Raw genomic sequence first — 18,857 nt, forward strand, 5'->3', positions numbered from 1 at the left:
TTGCGGGAATGGGTGTTTTCCAATAACGACTTACGCGGTAACCGTGCATGACATACGACTACATCATCGCTGGCGCAGGCGCGGCCGGCTGCATCCTCGCCAACCGGCTATCGGCCTGCGGCAAATACACGGTGCTGCTGCTGGAAGCGGGCGGCAAGGACAGTTCGCTGTGGTTCAAGATCCCGGTCGGCTTCGCCAAGATGTATTACAACCCGACCTTCAACTGGATGTACTACAGCCAGCCGCAAAAGCAGCTCAACAACCGTGAAATTTATGCCCCGCGCGGCAAGGTCCAGGGCGGTTCCGGCTCGATCAATGCGATGGTCTACGTCCGTGGCCAGGCCCATGACTTCGACGACTGGGCCGCCAACGGAAACGATGGCTGGGGTTTTAAGGACGTGTTGCCGTATTTTCGCAAACTGGAAAATCACCCGTTGGGCGAAAGCGAATACCACGGCGGCAGCGGCCCGATCAGCATCACTCCGATGAAGGGAGAGACCCATCCAATCTGCGATGTATTCCTCAAGGGGTGCGATGAACTCGGTTACCCGCAGAGTGACGACTTCAACGGGCCGAACTTCGAAGGCTCGGGTATCTACGATGTCAACACCAAGGACGGCCAGCGCAGTTCCAGTAGTTTTGCGCATCTGCATCCCGCACTCAGTCGCCCGAATCTGACGGTCGAGCATTACGCACTGGTGGATCGGGTATTGTTCGAGAACCAGCGGGCCAGCGGTATTTCCGTGACCCAACACGGCGTGGTTCGCACCTTCCAGGCGCGCAAGGAGGTGATCCTCTGCGCCGGTGCCGTTGACACACCGAAGATTCTGCAACTATCCGGTGTCGCCGATCAGGCGTTGCTGGCCAGGCACCAGATCCCGCTAGTCAAACACCTGCCGGCAGTGGGGCAGAACCTTCAGGATCACTTGTGCGTCAGCTACTACTACAAGGCCAACATTGCGACGCTTAATGACCAGCTCAGCTCGCTGTTCGGGCAGTTCAAGCTCGGCCTTAAATACCTGCTGACCCGCAAGGGTGCCTTGGCAATGAGCGTCAACCAGGCCGGTGGGTTCTTCCGTGGCGACGAGTCGCAGGCCAACCCGAACCTGCAACTGTACTTCAATCCGCTGTCGTACCAGATCCCGAAAAACAACAAGGCCAGCCTCAAGCCAGAGCCGTATTCCGGCTTCCTGCTATGTTTCAACCCGTGCCGGCCGACGAGTCGTGGGCATATCGAGATCCAGTCGAATAACCCTCGAGACGCTGCGCTGATCGATCCCAATTACCTGAGCACACAAAAGGACATCGACGAAGTGATCCAGGGCAGTCGGCTGATGCGCAAAATCATGCAGGCGCCGGCCTTGAAAAGCATCACGGTTGCAGAAGTCCTACCGGGGCCGGTGGTCGAAAGCGATGAACAGATGCTGCAGTACTTTCGCGAAAACAGCGGTTCGATCTATCACCTGTGCGGCTCGTGCGCGATGGGGGCGGATGTACGGACGTCAGTGGTCGATAAACGGCTTAAAGTCCATGGTCTCGAGGGTCTACGCATTGTCGATGCGTCGATTTTTCCCAATGTGACGAGCGGCAATACCCACGCCGCAGTGCTGATGGTGGCGGAGAAGGGCGCCGACCTGATTTTGCAGGACGCCTGATTCGTTGCCAAAGTGCTCGAAAAACGTTGGAGCTGGCTATAGAGCGGATATCCCCTACGTTTACCCCCACAAAAACACCGGCTCTTAATGGACGTTACTGCATTCTCGTGGAGCAGAACACCGCGGGAGCTCAAGTAAATACCCGCTTGGAAAAATCCAGAGCAAAATTTTGAAAGCTTTCAAGAAGGATGAAAAAGAAGGTGGGGGCTAGGGGTCGAGTGTTCGAATCACTCCGTCCCGACCATATAACTCAAGGGGTTGCGATATTTTATCTTGCCACCCTTTTTTATTTTTAAGTGTTTTTACGCCTACGAAAGCGAGAACAGTCGTGGGCCAAGCGCTTGCTCTAAAGATCCGTGCGAGATTGTTCCACCATTTCCGCTGGCACGAAAGATCGCGCGTCTTTCAGCCCCCTGCAGGCCGAGCCAGGAGTCGATGTAGCGCGCGTACCGCAACTCCCCCTGCATACCGGCATAGGCACGTAGCCGCTATTGGCCGACATCTGCATTTCACGGTGCCACTGCTCACTACTTTCCCATGACCGTAGCATCAACAGCGCTCATAGCTTTTCGCGCGCTGACCACCACTAGGCCTCTGGTTTGTGGCTATGCGTGCTGCAAAGCTCATCTCAACCGTTAAGGGAGTCTGCGTATTTGCCAGTGTGGCGCTTGTGATCTCAAGCGGAAGCCGAATGACCAACGCACCGCAACAAAAACGAAACAATACTGCGCCAGAATATAACTCATAAAGAGTAGTAATGTTTTTGGAGTGATTGATGGCGTTATTTTTGGCTGAGCATTGGGTGTGGGACTTCTGGTTCGTCCAGGACGGTGACCACACACATCTGTTCTATTTATCTGCCCCTCGCAGCCTGGACGATCCCAACCTGCGCCACTGGAATGTGCGGATCGGACATGCGCGGTCTGTGGATCTGAAAAACTGGGAGATTCTGCCCGACGCGCTTTGGCCAGCCGCCACGCCCAGTTGGGACGATTACACCACCTGGACGGGCTGCGTGGTTCGCGCTCAAGCGGGGCACTGGATGATGTTCTATACCGGCACCAGCAAGGCCGAAGACGGTTGCGTACAGCGTATCGGCGTCGCTTGTTCCGATGACTTGATCGTGTGGCGCCGCCCCACCGAAACGCCGCTTTTACAGGCCGATCTGCGCTACTACGAGTCACTGGATCTAAACATTTGGTATGAGCAGGCCTTCCGTGATCCGTGGGTATTCCCCGATCCGAAGGGCGATGGCTGGCACATGTTTTTCACCGCGCGTGAGCCACAGGGTGAGCGCAATACTCGTGGAGTCATCGGGCACGCGCGCTCTCCTGACCTTCGGCATTGGGAGCAAGGTCCGCCGATCTTCCGCTCCAAACGCTATGGGCACATGGAGGTGCCCCAGCCTATGGAATACCAGGGACGTTGGTATTGCGTGTTTTGCGTTGCGCATACCCACATTGACCCGGTCCACGCCGAACGCCATATGAAAGGCAAGCAGGGCGGCATCCATTACCTGATGGCCGAGCACCCGCTGGGCCCCTGGCACCTGCCGGAAGAGGATTTTCTGCAGGGTGACGCGTATTGCAGCCTGTACGCAGGGAAGCTGCTGGTCGATGGCCGGGGCAGCCTTTGTCTAATGGCTTTTCGTAACCATGATGAAACCGGTTCATTCATCGGCGAAATCACCGATCCGATGCCGCTCACGGTGCTGGATGACGGTCGCCTGCGCCTGTCCCATGGTCGTGAAGACCTGGAGCGGCCGCTACGTCATAATTAATACACATTAAGCGTAGTAATATGTTCTCCGCCTCCAATAACGGCTACGCACGTTGTTCACAGATGGGTATTGCCATGCTTTCGCATTTTTTATCGCGCCGCCCGCCGTTGCTTCGGGGAAGGCCTGCCACGGGTGCAATGTTGTCGCCAGCGGTATTTGCTACGCTGCCGATACCCGACGCCAACCGCCCCGCCGTCAGATGGCAGGTGTATGTGATTGGGGTGGGGGTGGCCGTAGGCGCTCACATCGCGCTGCTGGTCTGGTTGCAAACCGATCGACCGTCCAAACCACTGGAGGTGCCCACCAAGCCCCTCGCCATTGCGATGCAGATGGTTGCGCCGCCGCCTCCAGCGCCCGTGCAGGCGCCTAAGCCAGAGCCGACGCCTGTCCCGCCGCCACCTCCAGTGGAACCACCGCCTATAGCGAAGCCGCGTCCGACGCCCAAGCCTGTTGCCAAGGCAACGCCCAAACCTGCCGAGCCCAGGCAAGTCGCCGCCCCTGCGCCGTCACGTGATGCGCCCGCAAAAGCTGTCACGCCCAGTGCCACTGCAACGCCCGCGCCCAAACCCACCGCGTCGTTGCCGGTCACCGGCCCGGTGGGGCGAGCGGGCTACCTGAATAACCCGGCGCCTGCGTATCCGCCGGCGGCGGCGCGCAGACACCAGGAAGGTACCGCCCAATTGCGCGTGCACGTTATGCCCAATGGGCGACCCGACACCGTGGAGATCGCGTCCAGTAGCGGTTCTCCTGCGCTGGACGAGGCGGCACTGGCCGCCGTTCGCCAGTGGACTTTCATTCCCGCTAAACGGGGCGATACCGCCATTGATGGCTGGGTCACCGTGCCGCTTGAGTTCAAACTATCTCGTTGAGGTTTTGCCATGAACGATTATTCAACTCTGATTCACCAGGCATCCATGGGCATTTTGGTGCTGTTCTCGCTGGCCACCTGGGCTGTGCTGATTGCCAAATGGATTCAACTGGTAAAACTGCGCCGCCAGAACCAACGGTACGCTGAACGCTTCTGGTCGACCGCCAGCTTCAAGACCTCCGTGACCGCAGAAGAGCACCAGGGGCAACTGGCGCGTTTGGCCAACGCCACGCACCTGGCGCTCAGCAAAGGCCGCGAAGGGCCTTGCCCGGTCGACGGCTGGAGCCGTCAGGAAGTGCTCGAACGCTCCCTGCAGAAGCAGATTCACGGCGAACGCCATTTGATGGAACACGGAATGATCGTGCTGGCCTCGATTGGCAGCACTGCACCCTTTATCGGGTTGTTCGGCACCGTGTTTGGGATCATCCATGCGCTGCAAGCGATCAGCACCGCCAAGTCAGCCAGCATCGCTGTCGTCGCGGGCCCGATCGGCGACGCGCTTATCGCCACTGGCATCGGTATTGCGGTCGCCGTGCCTGCGGTATTGGCCTACAACTTCCTCGGTCGTCGCTTGAAATTGATGATTGCCGATCTCGAGAGTTTCGCCCTTAACCTCATGAACCGCGCGCAACGTCATGGCTTTGAGCTCGGCGACGGGCCCGCCACCGAGACCCAGCGCCAACTGAGCGGAGCAGCCTGAAATGGCCTTCACCACGAGCAATGACGAGAGCACCATCAGCGATATCAACATCACGCCCTTGGTCGATGTGATGCTGGTACTGCTCGTTGTATTCATCGTAACGGCGCCATTGTTGAACAATGCGATCCCGCTGAATCTGCCCCAGACCGTCGCCACGCAGGCGCTGGACGATAGCAAGCCGGTGGCGATCAGTATCGACGCGGCGGGCGGCGTGTTCATCGATGACAAAGCAGAGCCGCTTGATGAGTTGGAGCAAGCGTTGGTTGCCCTCAAAACCAGGGACCCCGAGGTTTCGCTGACGTTACGTGCCGACACCCTGACGGGGTACGGCCGCGTTGCTCAGGTGCTGGCGCTCGTGCAGAAGGCAGAGATCACTCGGCTGTCGGTGATTACGCAAAGCCAGTAAGGCGAAAGCTGCATGAGCCGCACACCTTACTGACGCTAACCAGTACTCACTTCAGCGGTGTAAACAATGCGTTTCAGATCACTTTTATCGGCGGCCATCGTTTGGGTGGCGGGTGCCGGCCAGGCCTACGCCGCCGATGCTGATGTCGAATTCTGGTATGGCCACTCGGGCGCGGCCGGGGCGGCGATCCAGGACATTTGCGAGCGCTTCAACTCGACTCACCCGCAGTCGCTGCCGATGCGTTGCATTGCTCAGGGCTCCTATGAGCAGAACCTGCAAAAGACCGTGGCCGCCTACCGCTCGGGCAAGGCCCCGGCGCTGGTTGAAATCTATGATGTCGCCACGCCGGAAATGCTCAATAGCGGAGCAGTTCTGGGCCTGGATGGGTTCCTGCAATCACAGCACAAGGTGTCTGACGATCCGTTGTTACCCGCCGTCGCCGCCTACTACAGCAATGCCGACGGCAACGTCTGGGCACAGCCATTTGCAACGTCCACTGCAGTGCTCTACAGCCACGCCGATCAGCTCGCGGCAGCCGGGATAACTCAAGCCCCAGAGACTTGGGAAGCCTTTGGCACGGCCTTGGTTGCCCTGAAGGCGCATGGCAGCAAATGCCCCGCAGTGACGGATTTAGGCCCCTGGGTCTGGCTCGAACAAAGCAGCGCGGTCATGGGCGCGCCATTGCTGAGTAAGGACGCAACGCACTGGGCATTCGACCAAGGCCTGCACCTGCGCCTTATGGAAGAGGTCGAGCAGTGGATGGCTGAAGGCTTGCTGATCGATCAGGCCGCCACCCGAAGTGGCGGTCAGGAGTTGGCGTTCACCGCCGGGGACTGCGCGCTGCTGCTGGGTTCGACCGGCGCGTCCAAGCTGATCTACAGCGTTAATCCCAGTGACGTGAAAGCCAACCTTTTACCGGTGTTCGCCGGTCAGCAACGTGCGGCTTCGCTCCCGGGCGGTGCGGCGTTGTGGGTGTTGCGCGGGCAGAGCGATGCGCAATACCAGACAGTCGCCGAGTTTTTGATGTTTCTGCGTGATGTGTCGATACAAACGTTGTTTAGCGACGCAACCGGTTATTTGCCCGTGACGCAGGGCGCGGCCACAGCGTACCTGGCGCAATTACCTGCCAACAGTGCGACCGTGGTGGGTCTTAACGCCATGACACGAGGTGACCGAACAACGGCGTTTGAGGTACGTCCGGGGTTTACCACCTTGCTGCGGCTCGCCTGGCAACAGGCGGTATGGCGCGCACTCGCCGGGCAGAAACCCATGGACGTTGCGTTGCACCAAGCGGCGGGGAAGGGCGACTCATTGCTGCGGGTGTTCGAGAACACCTACGGCCCCCGCGAGACGGATAAAGGCGTCAATCCATGAGCCACAACGCGCAGTTCTCCCAGCGCTTCTTGCCCTTGTTCCTCGCATTGCCCCAATTGCTGGCGGTTCTGCTGTTCTTCTATTGGCCGACCGTGCAGGCGTTCTGGTGGTCGTTTCATTACGTGCAGCCGTTTGGCGGCAGCGAAATCTTTGCGGGGCTCGCCAACTACGTCAGGGTCCTTCACGACCCAAGCGTACTCTCATCGCTGGGCACAACCCTGGTCTTCAGCCTGTGCAGCACGCTGCTTGCATTGAGCCTGGCGCTGGCGCTGGCGGCCTGCCTGCAACTGAAAGTTCGCGGGTACAAGATTTTCGGCAATGTGCTGATCTGGCCTTATGCGGTCTCGGGGGCGACCCTTGGAATTATCTTCCAAGTGCTGGCCAATCCGATCTTCGGCCCGCTGGCGTGGATCAATCACCTGGTCCCCGAAGCCTGGGCGCCGTCTGCCAAAGGATGGCAGGCGATGACGCTATTGGTGTTTGCCTACGCCTGGTGCCAGTTGCCCTTCAACATCGTAATGATCGTCGCGAGCCTGCAGTCAGTGCCAGAGGATTGCCTGGCGGCGGCGGCACTTGATGGCGCGACGCCATGGCAGCGGTTGCGTGACATCCAATTGCCGATGGTCGCGCCCTATCTGTTTTTCGTGTTCGTGGTCGGGTTGCTGGACAGCCTGTCCAACAGCTTTGGCCTGGTCGACCGGCTGACGCACGGCGGGCCAGGCAATGCCACTGAAATCCTGGCGTTCAAGATCTATCAGGATGGTTTTGTCGGCATCGATCTGGCCGGTTCGTCGACCCTGTCGGTGCTCATGCTGGTGGTGGTCGTCGTGCTCAGTGTCACTCAGTATCGATACCTGTCTTGGCGCAATCGCCGGAGAGAACACCATGGTTGAACGTCACCCGCTCTCGACGGCGCTGGCCTACGTCCTTCTGCTTCTGGGCGCGCTGTTTGCGCTCGGTCCGTTGTATCTGGCGCTTTGCGCAGCGTCGGTCAGCAACGAACAGATTCTTGCCCACGGAATGCCTTGGCTGCCAGGCAACCAACTGTTCGTCAACGTTGGCGAGGTCCTGCACAAGCTCGATGTGGTCACGTTGATGGGCAACAGCCTGATCGTGACGGGCCTGGTGGTGATCGGCAAATTGGCGCTCTCGGCACTGACCGCATTTGCAGTGGTGTACTTCAGGACGCCGTTCAAATCGCTGATCTTTGTCGCGGTCCTCGGCACACTGCTGTTACCGCTGGAGATCAGGATTATCCCGACCTACGCAGTGGCGGGCGACCTCCTGGGGCCACTGCGCTCGCTGCTCGACCTGCTGGGCATAGGGGCGATCCCTGTGCCGCATATCAACGTGCTGGACACCTATCCCGGGCTCGCTCTGCCACTGATCGCGTCGGCGACAGGCACCTTTTTGTTCCGACAGTTCTATCAGACGCTGCCGTCCGATCTGGTAGAGGCCGCACGCATGGATGGCGCCAGCCCCTGGCGATTTTTCGTCGACATTCTGCTGCCGCTGTCGAAAACCAATTTCGCCGCATTGGGCACCCTGGTGTTCATTTCGGCGTGGAAGGACTACCTGTGGCCCTTGGTGGCCACCAATCGCACCAACATGCGCACGCTGGTACTGGGGGCCGCCAACTTTGCGCCCGCTGATGCCACTCAACTTCCGCAGTGGTCGCTGCTGATGGCCGCCACTTTGCTCAGTCTGATTCCACCCATTGTGGTCATCGCTGTGATGCAGCGCTGGTTCGTGAAGGGGCTTGTAGGGGTAGGTAAATGACTCGGTCTACATGCGACAACGCAGCGCCAAACATTCGTGTCAGTGGGCTGTCCAGGCGTTACACCAAGCACGGCCCGGCCATCATCGATGCGCTGGACGTGGAATTCCCCGCCGGGGAGTTCAGCGTCATCCTCGGCCCATCGGGGTGCGGCAAGTCAACATTGTTGCGTCTGGTCGCTGGCCTGGACAGCCCCGATGCGGGCAGCATCCATATCGGCGGTGTCGACGTTACACGGCGCCCGCCCAGCGAGCGCCATTGCGCCATGGTCTTTCAAAACTACGCGCTGTATCCGCACATGACCGTCGAAGACAACATCGGCTATGGGCTCAAACTCGCCGGGATCGGCCGGGAAGAGCGCTCAGCGCGGGTCCAGGCGATCGCCAGCACACTGGGGCTGCACGCCTTGCTGGGAAGAAAGCCCGGGCAGTTGTCCGGTGGCCAGCGTCAGCGCGTAGCCATTGGTCGAGCGCTGGTGCGCAAGCCTCCGGTGCTGCTCTTCGATGAACCGCTGTGCAACCTCGACAGCGGCCTTCGCCAGGAGATGCGCACAGAGTTGCGACGCATACATCAGGACACCGGCGCCACCGTGCTCTACGTGACGCATGACCAGACCGAAGCAATGACCCTGGCTGATCGGGTCGTTGTGCTCAACAAGGGCCGTGTCGAACAGATCGACACGCCCCATGCGCTGTACAAACGTCCGCACTCTATCGTTGTTGCGCGTTTTTTTGGCTCGACGCCGATGAACCTTATCGAGGTGATGTGCAGCCCTGAAGGCGTGTTGACCCTGGGCGACGGCCAAGTGCTGCCGTTCAAGGTACAGGCCGCCATGGCGACGTCTGGCCCGTTGTTCCTGGGCATTCGGGCCGAGAACCTGAAAGTCGCCAGCCCCGGCGTGAGTGCCACCGTTCACGCCGTCGAGGAGTTGGGTAGCCATCGTGTCATTCATTGCCGGGTTGCGGGGCAGCCGGTACTGGTCAGTCAATCCGACTCGCAGCCGTGCTCCGTCGGCTCGACCCTCAACCTGTGGTTCCCAGCCGACGAGGCCTTGCTGTTCGATGGGGCCTCCGGGCAACGCATCTCTTCATCCCTAGTTCAGGATAACGTTTCGCTATGAAAGCTAAATCACGCGTCGTTCAAAGCAATTTGATTGCGCATCGTGGCGCGAGTGCCTTCGCACCGGAAAATACGCTGGAGGCCATCGAACTCGCGGCGCGGATGGGCGCGCAGTGGGTCGAGATCGATGTCAAGCTCACCCGTGATGGCGCCCTGGTGGTGATCCATGACGACACCCTGGATCGCACCACCTCCGGGCAGGGCGCGGTGGTCCTCAACACACTCGAACATATTCGATCGCTGGATGCTGGCCGATGGTTCTCCAGCACCTACGCGGGCGTTGCCGTGCCCACCTTTGAAGAAGTGGTCGACACCGTCATTCGTCTGGGGCTGGGCCTGCAGGTCGAGCTCAAGCCGACCACCGGTGATGACCTGGAGACCGCCGAAGCGGCCATCCCTTTACTGCGTCAGAAGTGGCCGCGAGACCATCACAAGCTGTTCGTCTCGAGCTTTTCGACCCGTGCGCTCGGCAAGGCGCGAGCGCTGTGGGAAGAGGTTCCGCTGTGCCTGGCCAGCCTGGTCGCACCGGCCGATCCGGCCAAGCTGCTGGCGGAATATGACTGCCAGATTCTGCATGTGGTCGACCCCTTTCTGAATGAATGCCATCTGAGCCGCCTGCGTGACAGTGAAGTCGAGTTTGCGGTGGCAACGATCAATGACCCACATCGCGCACGCTATCTGTTAAGCCGGGGCGCCCAGTCGGTGATTACCGATTACCCCAACTTGCTCGATATCAACGCCCGTCAGGCGGGTATGTGATGGAGCTGGAGCATCGGTTGCACGAGACTGAACGCCTGGCTGCCAGGGCTGCGAAGATTGCGCTGGGCCACTTCCAGAACCTCTCTTCGCTGGCGGTCACCGTCAAGCGTCCGCAAGATCTGGTCTCAGCGGCCGACCTGGAAGTGGAGCAGTATCTGCGCGCCCAACTCACCCTCGAGTTCCCTGGCGAAGCGATCCTGGGCGAAGAGATGGGCGGTGATCTGCACGGGCGCGGCTGGGTGATCGACCCGATCGACGGCACCGCCAACTTCGTCAGCGGCTCGCCTTTGTGGGGCATTTCCATTGCCTATGTGGAGGGCGACGAGTCGCTGGTGGGCGTAGTGGCCTATCCCGCTTTGGGTTACACGCTGAGCGCCGGCAAAGGTTACGGGCTGAGAAAGAACGGCATACATGCTAAGAGACTTGCTCAGTGGGCGGGGCTGAAAGTGGCGGCGATCGGCGAAAACCTGCACTGGCGTCCAGAACACATCGGCGCGCTGGAGTTGCAGTTCCGCCAGGCCGGCTGGGGCGTGGCGGGTTACCGATGCGCGACCATCGGCCTGGGGTTCGCGGCGCTGGGTTGCACAAGCGGCTACGTGGAGCGCTACACCAGCCTGTGGGATGTCGCTGCCGGCCGTTTGCTGTGCAGCGAAGCGGGCCTGGCGATTTCTACCCAGGGCCTGGCCGTGCCAGCCGGACTCACTATCGTTGCGGGCACCCAAGAGCTCTGTGATCTAGCTCACCCTGTCTTGTCAGCCTGTCTGACATAGCTATCAGAATAAACACGCCATGAACGCTATCCCCACCATCAGATCGTTTGCCAAGACGATCGACGCGGCTTTGTACCAACACGCTGAAAACCGTTGGGCTGCCCCACCGCATCCGGCAGAGTGCGCGTCCCCCTGCGAAGGCATTGTCCTGGACTGGGACCGATGCTTGGCGAACAACGGAAAGCCCAAGGCTGCGGTCATCAGATTCCTTCAAACTGTAGCGTCCAGCGTTTCGCTCGTGTCCAACAACTCGACGCTGTTCCCTTATGAAATTGCCGCCGTACTGGCGGCAGAGGGGGTCAGGCTGCCGACTCACCGCATCATCCTGGCAGGCACCCATTCTCTGCATGATGCCTTGGCGATGGACGTGGGTGATGTGCTGGTCGTGGGCTCCAATCGGATGAAAAGCTACGCGCGCTCGATTGGTTTGCAGCTGGTTCGCAAGGATGCCGACCTCGTTATCTTGCTGAGCGACGTACGCATCACCTATACCAAGCTCAATACGGCGCTGGATTCACTCCTCGAAGGTGCCCGTTTGGTAGCGGCGAGCGCCGAGACACTTCATTCGACCAGGTATGGCAATCGAGTCCTGGATATCGGTGCCTTTCTGTCTACGCTGCAAGCGTGCATGGCCCCTGAAGACTGGAACCCGCGCATTATCGGCAAGCCGGAAATGACCTTATATGAGGCGGCGGCGCAATCGCTCGAACTGCCGCTCGATCGGTGTGTGCTGATTGGCAGTGCTGTGGATAAAAGCGTCAACGCCGCAAAATGCACTGCGCGGGTGCCTGCCCTGGCCCGCCCCCAAGGCAATGGCGCCTCTGCGCTCGTCCCGAGGGTGTAACGTTAAAATTTTATGAATTCAACCCCATCGGCCAGAAGAGGCTTTAGACTGCTCTGCTACCGGAAAATCTACTTATTGCATAGTTGACTCATGGACGCAGAACAACGCCTGAAGCGCGATTACCACCCCAGTCTGAACGAGCGCAAAATTCTCGATATCTTGCGGCGCAGTGGAGGAATCACCCGAGCCGCCGTGTCGGCGGAAATGGATCTCGCACAGCAATCCGTGCACCGGATCATCGAAGACCTGATCAGCCGGGGCTTCATCCGCACGGGTCAGGCCATCAAAAACGGCCGCGGTCAGCCCAGCTTGCGCCTGGAACTCGCCAACGAGGCGGTTTATGTACTGGGCATCTCCATTAATACTGATTCGGCGGTCGTCTGCATCGCCGATTTTGCGTGCAATGTCCTCGAAGAGGTCACGTTGCGTACCCCACCCCTGAGCTTGAATTCGACCCTGGATGCGCTAAGCAAAGTCATTGATCGCATGCTCCAGCGCAACGCGCTGAGCCGCGATCATCTGCTGGGTGTCGGGGTGGCGATTGCCGGCTACTTTGTCGACGAAGGGCGAGTGAACGCACCGGAACCCCTTCAGGACTGGTCGCTGATCGACTTGCGTCCGCTCCTGGAGCAGGCCCTCGATATGCCGGTCTGGTTGAAGAACAACGCCACCACCGGGGCCATCGGTGAAAGTCTCATCGGCGTCGGCGCCTGGGCGAACAACTTCATTTACCTGTCGTTCAACTATGGCTTCGGTACCGGCATCGTCATTGACGGCAAGCCGTACTTCGGCAGCCATGGCAATGCTGGTGAAATCATGCTGTACACCCACGATGAAGTCGAGCGCCGCCCGGCGCTGCGCTACTTGATCGATGCGTTGCACAAGCAGGATATCCAGATTGATTCCATCGAAGACCTGCGCAATCGGTTCGACGCCAACTGGCCGGGTGTCGAAGAGTGGGTCGAGCATGTGCGGCCGGGCCTGGATCGCTTGATCAATACCCTCACCGGATTGTTCGATCCGCAGGCCATCGTATTCGGTGGGCAGGTGCCTGCCGAACTCGGGCGTCGACTGATCGACAATGTCAGTTTCTGGGGCTCACCGCGCTATGGAACGCCCGCCCCCAGGCCCAAGTTGTTACTCACCGAAAGCAACGGCGATGCCGCCGCCATTGGTGCTGCATTGATCCCTTTGAAAGAGCGTTTCTTCCTGTAGCCAGCCAGGCATAGGCTGGTGCTTGGCCGCTGATTGCTCCAGGCGGTGAAGGCTGTGGTGATTCTGGACTGACCAACCAAAAAAAGACCCCGGCGCTTGAAGGCGACGGGGTCTTTTTTGCACTGTTATTTATGTGAACCCATGCTTCATCAAACGTCTTGCTGAATCAGAAACGCGTTGAGAGCGTAACGAAAGCGCTGCGCGGCGTTCCCACCTGCAACAGTTGCAGGTCACCATTCGGGTCGGAGGCCGCACTGCCATCGGTATTCAGCGTAGAGATGTAGCGTTTATCGAACAAGTTGACCATGTTCAATGCAACGGACGTGTCCTTCAGGCCCGCGAATGCTCCCAGGTCATACGCCATGTTCGCGTTGGCCAACCAGTAACCAAGCACGCTCTGGTCATTGGTGTAGGTAAAGTAACGTTTGGTCATGTAAGTACCTTGCAGGCCCGCGCTCCAGCGGTTCCAGTTCCAGTCCAGGCCGCTTGAGTACATGATCCTGGGGGTATCGACGACCGTTTTGCCTTTGACATTCACCGTCTGCGCATTGCTGGTGTAGTTGTCATCGTAGGTGCTGTGGTTATACGAAAGCGAGTTGGACCAACGCCAATGTTCATCAGGCATCAAAGCAAAGGCGAACTCAGCACCTCGGCTGGTTACCGAGCCTACGTTGGCCACGCCATTGGCGCAGATGAAGATCCCGGTGCAGTTGGCGATAGCGATCAGGCGATTGTCGAACTGGGTGTTATAGACGGTGGCCGAGGCAATGTAGTGCTTGGACGTGCGCCGAACACCGGCTTCAATCGTCGTGGAGGTTTCCGGCTTGAGGCCTTTGAAGCCGTTGAGTGCGTCGACCGCTGCCTGAGTATTGCTGAATGGGCTGTAGGCCCCGGAAGGGAAGGCAGCCATATTCTGCGAATAAGAGGCGAACACCTCATCTTCGTCATTAAGCTTGTAGGTCGCACCAAACTGAGGAAGGAAGTGATCGCTGGCTTCCAGTGATCCGCTCGCGTATCCGACTTTTCCTTCAGCAGTCGTGGTCGTCACTGTGCTTTTGGCACCGAATTCAAGTTTTAAACGGTCGTCCAGCAGCGTGTACGTATCACGCAAGTAGAACTGACGCGTCAGGTCGTTGTAAGACTGATCGAATATGGTGGCCGATAATCCATAACCATTGGTCGTGACGATATGGTTCTGGGGCTCGTGTCCGGTGGTGTCGTAGAGATAGCGACCGACATTGTTCTTGTTGGACTGGATCCAGAATCCACCCTCGACCTCATGCTGGCCCAGGAACGCGGTGAGGGAGGTCTGAAAGCCGTTTCGATCAATGCCGTATTGGGTACTGCGCAATGCGTTCGCGGGGATTACTGAGGTGCCGGTATTGTAGGTGAACGGATAATACGAGTTACCAAACCCAGAGTTATGGTGATGGTAAACGGTGGTATCCAGCACCAGGTTATCCGAGAGGCTGAAATTGCCCTTCAGGATATCCAGTTCGTCATAGCGCAAGCTGCTGGCGTTGTAGACACCCTCTGCGGCGCTTTTGACGCCACCACTGAAGATACCGTTAGCGGCATTCACCGCACGGGTCCAATCGGGCGTGTAATAGGTGTAGTTGTAGCCCAGTCGGTCGATCATGCTTTTGGACAGCGACATCAGGTTGGCTTCTTCATGGTCCGACTTGCTGTGGAAGAAGCTGATGCGGTTGTCGCCGAATTTATACAGAACCTTGGCGTTGATCGCGTCTGATTTCTGCGGGTTGTCATTGCCCTTCCAGGCGTTGGCGTCGTACTTCTCACCCGAGACATACGCCGACAGGCCGTTGTACTCCCCGGTGTCGACACGCATGTAGGTGCGGCTGGTGTCGTAGCTGCCCATGGTCTGGGACAACCGGCCACCGAACTCTTTATCCGGGTCGGAGGTGGTGAACTGGATGGTACCGCCCAGATCGCTGTTGGAGGCGGTTCCCAACGAACCAATGCCTGCGGCGACAACGGTCGAACCCACGTTTTCCGGGATTACGGCGCGCGTAATGCTCAGCCCGTTGAAGTTGCCGAAGCTCATATTCCCCAGCGTTACCCCATCCAGCGTGTAGCCCAAGTGATGCATATCAAACCCGCGCAAGCTGATGCGCTGGCTGCCCTCTTCACGGCCCAGAGGATCACCGGACTGGAAGTTTACGCCAGACATGCTCTGCAAGGTCTTCAGCGGGTTGGTGCCTGCGGAGTAACGTTTAACGGTTGTTTCATCGACACGCTGAACCTGGCGCGTTTCTCCCTGGCCAATCACTGACACGGTGCCCAGGGTGGTGGTTGCTGTCGAGGCGGAGGCGTCAGGAGTATCTGCCGCCTGAGCCATCGCACTGACAAGACCAAGCGCACAAAAGGGCACCCAATGTTTGACGCCTACCTGCAAGCGAACTGGCTTGCAGGAATTGTATTTTGTCCTCATCGACAGCCTTCCTCAGAAAATAGGAGTACCAACGCGTTTGCCTTGGGCGGTGTTTGCGGGCGTTGCTCGGTTCTGCAGGGCAAGCAATCGCGTCTACTGCGCAACCTGACGCATCCTGCGAAGCCCTATGTCCGCTGGGAGGGCATATTAGTACACTTATTGTGTAGTAATTATTACCAACGTTGCGAACCCGAACGATCAGGCCCGGCTAATGGATAACGTTGGCTGATGAGCGCATTGGCTCGGCTGAACAGACGTTATGTTGGTTAGGCTGAATTGAAATGAATGACTTGTAGGCGATAGCCGAAGTCCGCTTGAACTGGCGGTTTTTCTGGCGCAGAACTTGGACGAAGAATGACATTACCGGCGCCAGCGCTCCCTACCTGGGCCCGCCATCGGAAGAAGCGTTCATGGGCAAAGGCGTGTCCGCCTGCGCGACCTGCGACGGTTTCTTCTATCGCAACAAGCCGGTCGCCGTGGTCGGTGGTGGCAACACCGCCGTGGAAGAAGCGCTGTACCTGGCCAACATCGCCAGCACCGTGACCCTGGTGCATCGTCGCGAGACCTTCCGCGCCGAGAAGATCCTGATCGACAAGCTGCACGCGCGTGTTGCTGAAGGCAAGATCATCCTCAAGCTCAACGCCACCCTGGACGAAGTCCTGGGCGACAACATGGGCGTGACCGGTGCACGCCTGAAGAACAACGACGGCAGCTTCGACGAGTTGAAAGTCGACGGCGTGTTCATCGCCATCGGCCACACCCCGAACACCTCGCTGTTCGAAGGCGTGCTGGACGCCAAGGACGGTTACCTGGTGGTGCAGGGCGGCCGTGAAGGCAACGCGACAGCCACCAACATCGACGGCATCTTCGCCGCCGGTGACGTGGCCGACCACGTCTACCGCCAGGCCATTACCTCGGCCGGCGCCGGCTGTATGGCGGCCCTGGACGCCGAGCGGTACCTCGATGGGTTGAAGGACGCGTCGTTCTGAAACGGTTGGAATAAAAAAACCGGCTGAAACACAGGCCGGTTTTTTGCGCGCGATTACTGTGGGAGCGAGCCTGCTGGCGAAAGACGTCAACGCTAGCCTGGTGGCTGAGCTGACCCCGCGTCCTGCAATTACTCCTGCGTGAGCAAGTACCGGGGCGCAACCAGTAAACCATCCCATTGCCACCCAACTGGAAAGTGACATGCCTTGCCGCCCGCCTCCGATCGCGCGAGGGCCAGTTCTCCAGCGCAATCTAGCGAGATGTAACCAAACAGCTTTGGAATTTAACATTTTTTTGACAACCATGAGGCCATATTGGCGTCCCTTGTTGGGGAGTAGCCTGCTCTTGACTTCGGTTTAAGAGCGTTCGTGTCAACATTCTCGGCACCATGCCGTGGTACGAACACCTTCCGGTTGGCGAGACCAACGATGCATCCATGCCTAAAGTCGGGCGTGTGGTTGCGTCGTTGACTCAAAGCCCGACTGGACGTGAACCGTGAATCCAATTTCCCTCGTTTTTCTTGCTTTGGCTATGTCCACGGACGCTTTTGCTGCGGCTATAGGCAAAGGCGCTAGTCTTCATAGGCCACGTTTAAGTGAAGCTCTGCGTACGGGTCTTATTTTTGGTGTGATTGAAGCTATAACCCCTGTAGTAGGGTGGGGCATTGGTCAAGTAGCCACCAAATACGTTGAAAGCTGGGATCACTGGATTGCTTTCACCCTACTGTTGGCGTTGGGTCTGCATATGATCTACAACGGGCTAAAACATGAAGATGTAGAGGAAGAAAAACCTAACCAGCACTCGTTCCTCATTTTGGCCGTTACCGCTTTCGCCACCAGCATTGACGCGTTAGCCGTGGGAGTCGGGCTTGCCTTCGTCAACGTGAATATCCTGGTTGCTGCGTCGGCAATTGGCATTGCCACCACGGTAATGGTGACCACAGGCGTGATGTTGGGTCGTGTACTTGGAACAATGGTTGGTAAGCGCGCTGAAATAATCGGTGGGTTGGTGTTGGTGCTAGTTGGCTCTACTATCCTCTATGAACATTTGTCCGTGGCATGATTTAGTTTGGACTTATCTCGCCGAAAATAAAGGCCTTACAGGGCGGGTTTAAGGCCTCTCTGTACCAGCGTGAAGTTGTTTTTCGTCTTGCTTGCTCTCGCTGAATTTATAGTGAAGAAGAGTCAAAAATAGGATTTAGTAATGGGTCTTCGATGGGTTGCAGCCACTGTGCTTCTGGCGATTTCTTGGATTGTTTTTCTGGCAATTTATATATTCAGGAATTGGTCGGGCTGGTTCTTTTAGATTCTTTTCGGCATGCAGGGGGCGGAATACTCGCTAGCGTATGGTCGCGAATTCATTGGGTGTAGAGTATGCGTCCGGCCAAGTCATCTACCCGTCCTCGCAAAGGCAAGACATGGTGTGCACTTAATTTAAGTGGGCACCAATTCTAGCCTTTTAAGTGGGTATTTCATGCAGCAAACACGCCGTTCCTATTCCAAATCCTTCAAGACCCAAGTCATTCAAGAGTGTGCCCAGCCCGGCGCTTCGATTGCCAGCATCGCGCTCAGCCATAGGCTCAACACAAACCTCGTGCACAAATGGATTCGGGTACACACGCAGAAAAACACGGCACTGCAACCTGCGTTTCTTCCATTACCCCTACCGCTGGCAGGAGCAAACTCGCAAGCGGCATCATCGAATATCTGCGTTGAGATCCAGCACTCGCGTGGCACTGTCAAAGTGAACTGGCCAACAGAAAATGCTGCGGCCTGCGCGACCTTTCTTCGAGACCTGCTGCGATGATTCGCATCGACTCCATCTGGCTCGCCACCGATCCGATGGACATGCGCGCAGGCACCGAAACTGCGCTAGCCAGGGTGATCGCGGTGTTCGGTGCGGCGAAGCCGCACTGTGCTTATCTATTTGCCAACCGCCGCGCCACGCGCATGAAAGTTCTGGTGCATGATGGTTTCGGTATCTGGCTAGCTGCACGTCGGTTGAACCAGGGTAGGTTCCACTGGCCAAGCGTTCGTCATGGCTCTGAAATGCAGTTGGACACCGAGCAACTCCAGGCCTTGGTATTGGGCCTGCCATGGCAACGAGTGAGTTCCGGCGGCTCGATCACACTGCTTTAACGGCTGCCATTAG

General features: G+C 58.2%; 17 protein-coding genes, 1 pseudogene and 1 riboswitch. Of the genes and pseudogenes, 17 read left to right on the forward strand and 1 reads right to left on the reverse strand.

The window, feature by feature from the left end; translation table 11 throughout:
• Positions 1-47: 47 nt before the first annotated feature.
• The 13 genes from ACXX81_RS09400 to ACXX81_RS09460 all read left to right on the forward strand — a co-directional run bounded on the left by ACXX81_RS09400 (position 48) and on the right by ACXX81_RS09460 (position 13,267).
• Positions 48-1,655, forward strand: a complete 1,608-nt coding sequence (locus ACXX81_RS09400; RefSeq protein ID WP_209982233.1) for a GMC family oxidoreductase — start codon at positions 48-50, stop codon at positions 1,653-1,655.
• A 775-nt stretch (positions 1,656-2,430) separates the two neighbouring features.
• Positions 2,431-3,435 (forward strand): glycoside hydrolase family 68 protein, encoded by a 1,005-nt coding sequence (locus ACXX81_RS09405; RefSeq protein WP_322213698.1) that lies wholly within the window; start codon positions 2,431-2,433, stop codon positions 3,433-3,435.
• Between the two features lie 74 nt (positions 3,436-3,509).
• Positions 3,510-4,304, forward strand: a complete 795-nt coding sequence (locus tag ACXX81_RS09410) for an energy transducer TonB (RefSeq protein WP_416195161.1) — start codon at positions 3,510-3,512, stop codon at positions 4,302-4,304.
• 9 nt (positions 4,305-4,313) lie between these two features.
• Positions 4,314-5,003, forward strand: a complete 690-nt coding sequence (locus tag ACXX81_RS09415; RefSeq protein ID WP_322213696.1) for a MotA/TolQ/ExbB proton channel family protein — start codon at positions 4,314-4,316, stop codon at positions 5,001-5,003.
• 1 nt (position 5,004) lies between these two features.
• Positions 5,005-5,409: an ExbD/TolR family protein gene (locus ACXX81_RS09420; RefSeq protein WP_209982226.1), complete on the forward strand. Its 405-nt coding sequence runs from the start codon at positions 5,005-5,007 to the stop codon at positions 5,407-5,409.
• Between the two features lie 66 nt (positions 5,410-5,475).
• The gene (locus ACXX81_RS09425; RefSeq protein WP_323571405.1) at positions 5,476-6,783 is read left to right on the forward strand and encodes an extracellular solute-binding protein; all 1,308 of its coding nucleotides are present in this window, start codon (positions 5,476-5,478) and stop codon (positions 6,781-6,783) included.
• On the forward strand, positions 6,780-7,676 hold the full coding sequence (locus ACXX81_RS09430) for a carbohydrate ABC transporter permease (protein ID WP_057006920.1): 897 nt from the start codon (positions 6,780-6,782) through the stop codon (positions 7,674-7,676). Before ACXX81_RS09425 ends, ACXX81_RS09430 begins: the two co-directional genes overlap by 4 nt.
• The gene (locus ACXX81_RS09435; RefSeq protein WP_231421355.1) at positions 7,669-8,562 is read left to right on the forward strand and encodes an ABC transporter permease subunit; all 894 of its coding nucleotides are present in this window, start codon (positions 7,669-7,671) and stop codon (positions 8,560-8,562) included. Before ACXX81_RS09430 ends, ACXX81_RS09435 begins: the two co-directional genes overlap by 8 nt.
• A complete protein-coding gene (locus tag ACXX81_RS09440) occupies positions 8,559-9,680 on the forward strand; it encodes an ABC transporter ATP-binding protein (protein WP_322213694.1) in 1,122 nt (373 codons plus the stop codon). Before ACXX81_RS09435 ends, ACXX81_RS09440 begins: the two co-directional genes overlap by 4 nt.
• Positions 9,677-10,438 carry a glycerophosphodiester phosphodiesterase family protein gene (locus tag ACXX81_RS09445; RefSeq protein ID WP_458571558.1) on the forward strand — a complete coding sequence of 254 codons (762 nt, stop codon included), beginning with the start codon at positions 9,677-9,679 and terminating at the stop codon, positions 10,436-10,438. Before ACXX81_RS09440 ends, ACXX81_RS09445 begins: the two co-directional genes overlap by 4 nt.
• A 17-nt stretch (positions 10,439-10,455) precedes the next feature.
• Positions 10,456-11,208 carry an inositol monophosphatase family protein gene (locus ACXX81_RS09450; RefSeq protein WP_458571559.1) on the forward strand — a complete coding sequence of 251 codons (753 nt, stop codon included), beginning with the start codon at positions 10,456-10,458 and terminating at the stop codon, positions 11,206-11,208.
• Positions 11,209-11,227: 19 nt separating this feature from the next.
• Positions 11,228-12,052, forward strand: a complete 825-nt coding sequence (locus tag ACXX81_RS09455; protein WP_209982214.1) for an HAD family hydrolase — start codon at positions 11,228-11,230, stop codon at positions 12,050-12,052.
• A gap of 90 nt (positions 12,053-12,142) precedes the next feature.
• Positions 12,143-13,267, forward strand: a complete 1,125-nt coding sequence (locus ACXX81_RS09460) for an ROK family transcriptional regulator (protein WP_458571560.1) — start codon at positions 12,143-12,145, stop codon at positions 13,265-13,267.
• A gap of 166 nt (positions 13,268-13,433) precedes the next feature.
• On the opposite strand, the gene ACXX81_RS09465 is transcribed toward ACXX81_RS09460, so the two are convergent.
• A complete protein-coding gene (locus ACXX81_RS09465) occupies positions 13,434-15,719 on the reverse strand; it encodes a TonB-dependent receptor domain-containing protein (RefSeq protein WP_458571561.1) in 2,286 nt (761 codons plus the stop codon).
• A gap of 362 nt (positions 15,720-16,081) precedes the next feature.
• Here ACXX81_RS09465 and ACXX81_RS09470 point away from each other — a divergent pair.
• The 4 genes and pseudogenes from ACXX81_RS09470 to tnpB form a co-directional block, all read left to right on the forward strand.
• Positions 16,082-16,708, forward strand: a pseudogene (locus ACXX81_RS09470) (FAD-dependent oxidoreductase); the annotation flags it as partial.
• Positions 16,709-17,028: 320 nt separating this feature from the next.
• Positions 17,029-17,196, forward strand: a riboswitch (yybP-ykoY riboswitch).
• Positions 17,197-17,201: 5 nt separating this feature from the next.
• Positions 17,202-17,768 carry a manganese efflux pump MntP gene (gene mntP, locus ACXX81_RS09475; protein ID WP_458571562.1) on the forward strand — a complete coding sequence of 189 codons (567 nt, stop codon included), beginning with the start codon at positions 17,202-17,204 and terminating at the stop codon, positions 17,766-17,768.
• A 411-nt stretch (positions 17,769-18,179) separates the two neighbouring features.
• Positions 18,180-18,512, forward strand: a complete 333-nt coding sequence (tnpA, locus tag ACXX81_RS09480; RefSeq protein ID WP_217661320.1) for an IS66-like element accessory protein TnpA — start codon at positions 18,180-18,182, stop codon at positions 18,510-18,512.
• Positions 18,509-18,844: an IS66 family insertion sequence element accessory protein TnpB gene (gene tnpB, locus ACXX81_RS09485; RefSeq protein WP_255871927.1), complete on the forward strand. Its 336-nt coding sequence runs from the start codon at positions 18,509-18,511 to the stop codon at positions 18,842-18,844. Before tnpA ends, tnpB begins: the two co-directional genes overlap by 4 nt.
• Positions 18,845-18,857 lie beyond the last annotated feature (13 nt).

The organism is Pseudomonas sp. GNP013 (assembly GCF_054343995.1).

What these genes read in the sequence shown, in the direction of transcription:
- ACXX81_RS09400 (WP_209982233.1), top strand. Translation starts at nt 48, where the DNA reads ATGACATACGACTACATCATCGCTGGCGCAGGCGCGGCCGGCTGCATC.
- ACXX81_RS09405 (WP_322213698.1), top strand. Translation starts at nt 2,431, where the DNA reads ATGGCGTTATTTTTGGCTGAGCATTGGGTGTGGGACTTCTGGTTCGTC.
- ACXX81_RS09410 (WP_416195161.1), top strand. Translation starts at nt 3,510, where the DNA reads ATGCTTTCGCATTTTTTATCGCGCCGCCCGCCGTTGCTTCGGGGAAGG.
- ACXX81_RS09415 (WP_322213696.1), top strand. Translation starts at nt 4,314, where the DNA reads ATGAACGATTATTCAACTCTGATTCACCAGGCATCCATGGGCATTTTG.
- ACXX81_RS09420 (WP_209982226.1), top strand. Translation starts at nt 5,005, where the DNA reads ATGGCCTTCACCACGAGCAATGACGAGAGCACCATCAGCGATATCAAC.
- ACXX81_RS09425 (WP_323571405.1), top strand. Translation starts at nt 5,476, where the DNA reads ATGCGTTTCAGATCACTTTTATCGGCGGCCATCGTTTGGGTGGCGGGT.
- ACXX81_RS09430 (WP_057006920.1), top strand. Translation starts at nt 6,780, where the DNA reads ATGAGCCACAACGCGCAGTTCTCCCAGCGCTTCTTGCCCTTGTTCCTC.
- ACXX81_RS09435 (WP_231421355.1), top strand. Translation starts at nt 7,669, where the DNA reads ATGGTTGAACGTCACCCGCTCTCGACGGCGCTGGCCTACGTCCTTCTG.
- ACXX81_RS09440 (WP_322213694.1), top strand. Translation starts at nt 8,559, where the DNA reads ATGACTCGGTCTACATGCGACAACGCAGCGCCAAACATTCGTGTCAGT.
- ACXX81_RS09445 (WP_458571558.1), top strand. Translation starts at nt 9,677, where the DNA reads ATGAAAGCTAAATCACGCGTCGTTCAAAGCAATTTGATTGCGCATCGT.
- ACXX81_RS09455 (WP_209982214.1), top strand. Translation starts at nt 11,228, where the DNA reads ATGAACGCTATCCCCACCATCAGATCGTTTGCCAAGACGATCGACGCG.
- ACXX81_RS09460 (WP_458571560.1), top strand. Translation starts at nt 12,143, where the DNA reads ATGGACGCAGAACAACGCCTGAAGCGCGATTACCACCCCAGTCTGAAC.
- ACXX81_RS09465 (WP_458571561.1), bottom strand. Translation starts at nt 15,719, where the DNA reads ATGAGGACAAAATACAATTCCTGCAAGCCAGTTCGCTTGCAGGTAGGC.
- tnpA (WP_217661320.1), top strand. Translation starts at nt 18,180, where the DNA reads ATGCAGCAAACACGCCGTTCCTATTCCAAATCCTTCAAGACCCAAGTC.
- tnpB (WP_255871927.1), top strand. Translation starts at nt 18,509, where the DNA reads ATGATTCGCATCGACTCCATCTGGCTCGCCACCGATCCGATGGACATG.